General features: G+C 71.3%; 4 protein-coding genes. 2 read left to right on the top strand and 2 right to left on the bottom strand.

The annotated features are described in order from the left end of the window. Window positions 1–206: 206 nt before the first annotated feature. Window positions 207–2,183: a Xaa-Pro dipeptidyl-peptidase gene (locus K6I33_RS29995; RefSeq protein ID WP_229357691.1), complete on the bottom strand. Its 1,977-nt coding sequence runs from the start codon at window positions 2,181–2,183 to the stop codon at window positions 207–209. 168 nt (window positions 2,184–2,351) lie between these two features. Here K6I33_RS29995 and K6I33_RS29990 point away from each other — a divergent pair, with 168 nt between their 5' ends. Together K6I33_RS29990 and K6I33_RS29985 are read left to right on the top strand one after the other, a co-directional pair. Continuing rightward, window positions 2,352–3,899, top strand: coding sequence for a M1 family metallopeptidase (locus K6I33_RS29990; RefSeq protein ID WP_229357690.1), 1,548 nt, complete (start codon window positions 2,352–2,354; stop codon window positions 3,897–3,899). Between the two features lie 175 nt (window positions 3,900–4,074). Then, window positions 4,075–4,800 carry a MerR family transcriptional regulator gene (locus K6I33_RS29985; RefSeq protein WP_229357689.1) on the top strand — a complete coding sequence of 242 codons (726 nt, stop codon included), beginning with the start codon at window positions 4,075–4,077 and terminating at the stop codon, window positions 4,798–4,800. 46 nt (window positions 4,801–4,846) lie between these two features. Here K6I33_RS29985 and K6I33_RS29980 read toward each other — a convergent pair. Continuing rightward, on the bottom strand, window positions 4,847–6,302 hold a 1,456-nt coding region (locus tag K6I33_RS29980), incomplete at its 5' end, for a 3-hydroxyacyl-CoA dehydrogenase family protein (RefSeq protein WP_229357688.1).

The following is a 6,302-nucleotide window of genomic DNA, read 5'->3' as shown; positions in this document are numbered from 1 at the left end:
GTCTCCAGCAGGAGGCTCAGCTCCTCCCGCTGCCCGCCGGGGAGCGGGAGGAGCTGAGCCTCCTGCTGGAGACGCTCCACGCCTGAGCCGGCACGGGGGCGCGTACGGCGGCGTCCTCGGAGAGGCCGGGACAGCGTTTATCACCGCCGCGCGGCTCGGGAGCGGGTGGAGGGTGCTGTCTCGTGTGAGGCGGCGCCGTGTGCCGGCTACGGCCGGTGCGTCAGCTCCGGCAGTCGCAGGCCGTGCGGGGGCGAGCCGGGGGCGACGCCCCCGGGAGCGTCACCCCGCGTCGCACGTGCGAACGCCGCCGCGCCGCCGACCAGCGGCAGGCTCGCCGACGCCCGGTGGAGGTCCACCGTCACGCGCGGCGTGGTGCTCGCCGGGACGATCAGGCCCGCGTCCGTGCCGGCCACGATCAGGGCCAGGCGGTGGCCCGCCGGGACGATGTGGTCGGTCGCGGCGAGGTCGAGGGTGATGGTGTACGGCTTGCCGGGGGTCAACGGGCGGCCGTGGGCGAGATCCCCGGCGTGACCGAGGTCGGCCCAGCCTCGGCTGAAGACCGTGTGGCCGACATCGGTCCGGTCGGCGGCCGTCCGCTTGAAGCAGCCGGTGTCGCTCGCGGTGCCGGCGCCCCAGCAACTGCGGTCCGCGAGGGTGAGGATGCCCTCCCCGTCACCCGCGTAGTTCCGGATCGTGGCCGGGCCGAGGTCGACGAGGACGGCGGAGAGGTGTGCCGAGGCCGTCGACGGGGTGACCGTCAGCCGGACCGTCGAGGAGCCGGACAGGCGTAGGTCCTGGGACAGCGGGCGGGTGACGAATCCCGCCTTGCCGGACGTCGGTTCGTCGATGTGCGTCGCCCAGTCCGCCTCGCCGAGCTTCGGGTCGTCCGTGAACTCCGCCGTCGTGCCGCGCGGCGCCGGCTCCGTGCCCAGTGTGCCGACGCCGGGCACCGTGCCCGTCCCCGGCCGCAGGACGGCCGTGCGCGTCCCGCGCGGGGGCCAGACGCGGTCGGTGGACCACTGGTCGGGGGCCCGCTCGACGTCGGCCATCGGCTCGCGCTCGACACCGTTGTCGTAGCCGAGGAGGTAGTGGTCGAACCAGCGGTGGAGGGTGGGCACCCACGCCTCGCGGCGGAAGTCGAACGGGTCGACGTGGCCCGCCGTGGAGAGCCAGACCTTCCGCTCGACGCCGTGCGCGGCGAGCGAGTCCCACCACTGGCCGAAGTGCTTGGTGCGGACGTTGAGGTCCTGGGCGCCGTGGACGGCGAAGACGCTGGCGCGGACCTTGCCGGCGTCCTTCACGTAGTCGCGCTCGGCCCACAGCCGCGTCCAGTCGCCGTTGCGCGGCGCGCCCTCGACCAGTTCGCGCTGGACGGCCTGGCAGCGGCCGCGCGCCTCGGGGCTCTCGATGCCGTTGGCGAGGCCGTCGGGGCCGCTGCCGAAGAGGGCGGCGCCCTTGGCGAAGTAGTAGTCGTACCAGGAGCTGATGGCCCCGATGGGGACGATCGTCTTCAGGCCCTTGACGCCGGTGGCGGCGACGGCGTTGGCGATCGTGCCGTCGTAGCTCTTGCCGATCATGCCCACCGCGCCGGTGGTCCAGTCCGCCGTGACGGCGTTGGTCCCGGTGCGTGAGGAGTAGCCGCGGGCGCGGCCGTTCAGCCAGTCGACGACGGCCTTGGCGGACTGGACGTCGGAGCGGCCGCCGATGTCGACGCAGCCGTCGGAACGGTTGGTTCCGGTGAGGTCGACCAGCACCACCGCGTATCCGCGCGGGACGAAGTAGTTGTCGTAGAAGAGCGGGAACTGCTGCGGACGCCCCTGTGCGTCGTAGGTCTTCTTCTGGCTCTCGTTGCCGCGCCCGCAGCAGGAGTAGTACGGGCTGGCGTCCATGATGACCGGCACCTTGCGGCCCCGCTCGGCGGCCTCGCGGGGGCGGATGATGTCGACGGCCACCCGGTCGGTGCGGCCGTCGCGGTCGCCGTCGACGCGGGTGTCCACCCACACGGACTCGCGGACGGCCCGGTCGTAGGAGTAGACGGGTCTGCTCTCGCCCGGTGGTTTCCCGCCGTTCGCCGTGGGGGCGGCGAGCGCGGGGGTCGGCAGGAGCACGGCCAGCAGCGCCAGCAGCGCCGTGGGGAGGGACTTCGTCCAAGGGATGCGGGAATTCCGCTTACGTATCGGCACGGGGCGGACGGTAGCGCGGGAAAACCGCTGTGCAGAAGGGGGTTGACGGGGTCTACGGTGTCACCGGTGTGTCGATCACATGACAGAAAGCACCATGGACACACCCGCGCCGCCAATGAGTACATAGGCTGCGATTGATCTTTCGCCCCCTACGAGTTGGAGTGCCTCGTGCGTCACAGACTGATCGTTCCGGCCGCTGCCGCCGCCTCCCTGCTGCTGGCGATCCCGGCGTCGGCGGCGGAGCCCACGCCGGGCGCTCCGGGCGTCGGCGACTCGTACTACCCGACGGCCGGCAACGGCGGCTACCACGTATCCCATTACGACCTCCGGCTGAAGTACCAGCCACAGACGGACAAGCTGGAGGGCACGGCCACCCTCACCGCCACCACCACCCAGGCGCTGTCCCGCTTCAACCTGGACTTCGCCCTGGACGTGAGCGAGGTGACGGTCAACGGCAAGCCGACCTTCTTCGCCAAGTCGGGCGACCACGAGCTGGAGATCACCCCCTCCGCGCCCCTGCCCGAGGGCAAGCAGATCACCGTCGTGGTCCGCTACAGCGGCACCCCCTCGCAGGTGAAGATCGGCGGGTACTCCGCCTGGCAGCGCACCCCCGACGGCGCGGTCGTGGCCAACGAGCCGGAGTCGGCGGCCTGGTGGTTCCCGAGCAACGACCACCCGCGCGACAAGGCCACCTACGACATCTCCATCGCGGTGCCGGACGGCCTTCAGACGGTCAGCAACGGCGAGCTCAAGTCGCAGACGTCCAAGCTGGGCTGGACGCGCTACAACTGGCGCGCCACCAAGCCGCAGGCCTCGTACCTGACGACGCTGGCGATCGGCAAGTTCGACATCACCACCGACAAGACGGCGGACGGCCTTCCGGTCCTCAACGCCTACAGCAAGGACCTGGGCGACAACCTCGCCTCGGCCAAGGCCAGTGTCGAGCGCTCCGCCGAGATCATCGACTGGGAGAGCAAGGTCTTCGGCCCGTACCCGTTCAACGCGATCGGGGGCTACGTCCCGAACGTCAAGACGGGCTACGCGCTGGAGACCCAGACCCGCCCGTACTACAGCCCCTCCGGCTTCGCCAACGGCGCCAACACCTCCCTGGTCGTGCACGAGCTCGCCCACCAGTGGTTCGGCGACAACGTCTCGGTGAAGAACTGGCGCGACATCTGGGTCAATGAGGGCTTCGCCACCTACGCCCAGTGGCTGTGGTCGGACAAGGAGGGCGAGGGCACCACGCAGGAGCTCGCCGACTACGTCTACGACAGCATTCCGGCCGACAACGCCTTCTGGAAGGTCAAGCCGGGCGACCCGGGCGCCGAGAACCAGTTCCACGGCGCGGTCTACCAGCGTGGCGCGGTCGCCCTCCAGGCGTTCCGCAACAAGGTCGGCGACAAGGCGTTCTTCGCCGTCCTCAAGGGCTGGCAGACCGACAACAAGTTCGGCAACGGTTCCGTGCAGGACTTCGTGGCGTACGCCGAGAAGGCCACCGGCAAGCAGCTGAAGGGCCTCTTCGACACCTGGCTCTTCACGGACAGCAAGCCGAGCGCCGCCGTCGCCGCGAAGGACGGCATCGGCAAGGCCGCCACGGCCGCCAAGGCCGCCCCCAAGGCGAACAAGTCCGGGAAGGCGCTCGCGGCGCCCGCCAAGGCCGCCGAGCCCAAGTCCTGGAAGAAGATCCAGGCGGCGCAGAACGGCCACCAGCACTGATCCGGTCCTCACTGATCCGGTCCTCCGGTCCGGCCGAAGGGGCCCGTCGCCATGGCGACGGGCCCCTTCCCGTTTCCGGGTTTCACAGCAGTGGTGGGTTTCACAGCGGTGGTGGCACAGCAATACTGTTGAGCCCGCAGGGCGCGAGGGCGCGACAGGAGAGCGAGGCACGCAGATGGCCACCGATACCGAGGAACCCTCCCTCACCGTCGACGAGTTGGCCGCCCGCGCCGGGGTCACCGTCCGCACGGTCCGCTTCTACAGCACCAGGGGCCTGCTGCCCCCGCCCGAGATAGGCCCCCGCCGCGTCGGCCGCTACGGCTCCGCCCACCTGTCCCGGCTCGCGCTGATCGAGGAGCTCCAGCACCAGGGCCTCACCCTGGCCGCCATCGAACGCTATCTGGGCGGGCTCCCGGCCGATCTCAGCGCGCACGATCTGGCGATCCACCGCGCCCTGGTGGCCTCCTGGACCCCGGACAAGGCCGAGGAGACCACCCGCGAGGCGCTGGAGCGACGCGTGGGGCGCCCCCTCACCGACACCGACCTCGACCGGCTCGCCGCCATGAACGTCCTGGAACGCCCCGGGTCCGGCGACGCCCTGCGCGTCGACCCCGGACTGCTGGGGCTGGGCCTGGCGCTCCTGGACGTGCCCATCTCACTGGGCACGATCCTCGCGGCCCGTACGGTCCTCCTGGAGCACGCCCGGGCGACGGCGCGCGAGCTCACGCGGCTCTTCCACGAGGAGGTCTGGGGCCCCTACCGGGAGCGGGAGGACGACCCGGAGCAGGTCGAGGCGATGAAGTCGCTGTCGGCGCACATGCAGCCGATGGTGGTGCAGGCGCTGGTGACCGCCTTCCAGCGGTCGCTCAAGCAGGAGCTGCGGGACACGTACGGGGGCTGAGCGCCCCCGTACGTCCCCCTGTCAGGGCAGGTCGGTCCAGAGCACGTCAGTCCGTGAAGGTCTCGCCCTTCTCCGCCTTCGCCACCAGCAGCGCGGGCGGCGCGAACCGCTCGCCGTACGCCTCCTGGAGCTCGCGGGCGCGGGCCAGGAAGCCCGGCAGCCCGCCCTCGTAGCCGTTGACGTACTGGAGCGCCCCACCGGTCCAGCCGGGGAAGCCGATGCCCAGCACCGAGCCGATGTTGGCGTCGGCGACCGAGGTCAGCACGCCTTCCTCCAGACAGCGGACGGTGTCCAGGGCCTCGGAGAAGAGCATCCGCTCCACCATGTCGGCGAAGGGGACCGGAGCGGCGTCCGGCCGGCCGAAGTGCTCCGCCAGCCCCGGCCACAGCCCGGCGCGCTCGCCGTCCACATAGTCGTAGAACCCGGCGCCACCGCTCCGGCCGGTGCGCCCGAACTCCTCCACCATCCGGTCGATGACCGCGTCGGCCGGGTGCGGCGCCCACGTGCCACCGGTTTCCTCCACGGCGCGCCGGGTCTCCTCGCGGATTTTGCGGGGCAGAGTGAGGGTCAGCTCGTCCATGAGGGAGAGCACCTTCGCGGGGTAGCCCGCCTGGGCCGCCGCCTGCTCGACGGAGGCGGCGGGCAGCCCCTCGCCGATCATCGCCACGCCCTCGTTGATGAACCGGCCGATGACGCGCGAGGTGAAGAAGCCCCGCGAGTCGTTGACGACGATGGGCGTCTTGCGGATCCGCCGGACCAGGTCGAAGGCGCGGGCCAGGGCCTCGTCGCCGGTCCGCTCGCCCTTGATGATCTCCACCAGCGGCATCTTGTCGACGGGCGAGAAGAAGTGCAGCCCGACGAAGTCGGCAGGCCGCTCCACGCCCTCGGCGAGCAGGGTGATGGGCAGCGTGGAGGTGTTGGAGCACAGCAGCGCGTCGGCGGCGACGACGTGCTGGATCTCCTGGAAGACCTTGTGCTTGAGCGCCGGGTCCTCGAAGACGGCCTCGATGACGACGTCGCAGCCCGCGAGGTCGGTGACGCCGGCGGTGGGGGTGATCCGGGCGAGCAGCGCGTCCCGCTCGGCCTCGGTGGTCCGGCCCCTGGCCACGGCCTTGTCGAGGAGGCGCTCCGAGTACGCCTTGCCCTTGGCGGCGTTCTCGGCGGAGACGTCCTTGAGGACGACCTCCAGGCCGGCCTTGGCACAGGCGTAGGCGATGCCCGCGCCCATCATGCCCGCGCCGAGGACGGTGACCTTCGAGACGGGGCGCGGGGCGATGTCCCGGGGGCGGCTGCGACCGGAGTTGACGGCCTGGAGGTCGAAGAAGAACGCCTGGATCATGTTCTTCGCGGTCTGCCCGGTGACCAGCTCGGTGAAGTAACGGGCCTCGATGACCTGCGCGGTCTCGAAGTCGACCTGCGAGCCCTCGACGGCGGCCGCGAGGATGTTGCGGGGCGCGGGGTAGGGGGCGCCGCCGGTCTGCTTGCGGAGGGTGGCGGCTGTC

This window comes from Streptomyces sp. UNOB3_S3 (genome assembly GCF_020740895.1).
Taxonomy (GTDB): domain Bacteria; phylum Actinomycetota; class Actinomycetes; order Streptomycetales; family Streptomycetaceae; genus Streptomyces.
This window is presented reverse-complemented; position numbering and strand designations above follow the sequence as displayed.

Excerpts from the sequence above, each read along its gene's own strand:
- K6I33_RS29985 (WP_229357689.1), top strand. The coding sequence starts at position 4,075 with ATGGCCACCGATACCGAGGAACCCTCCCTCACCGTCGACGAGTTGGCC.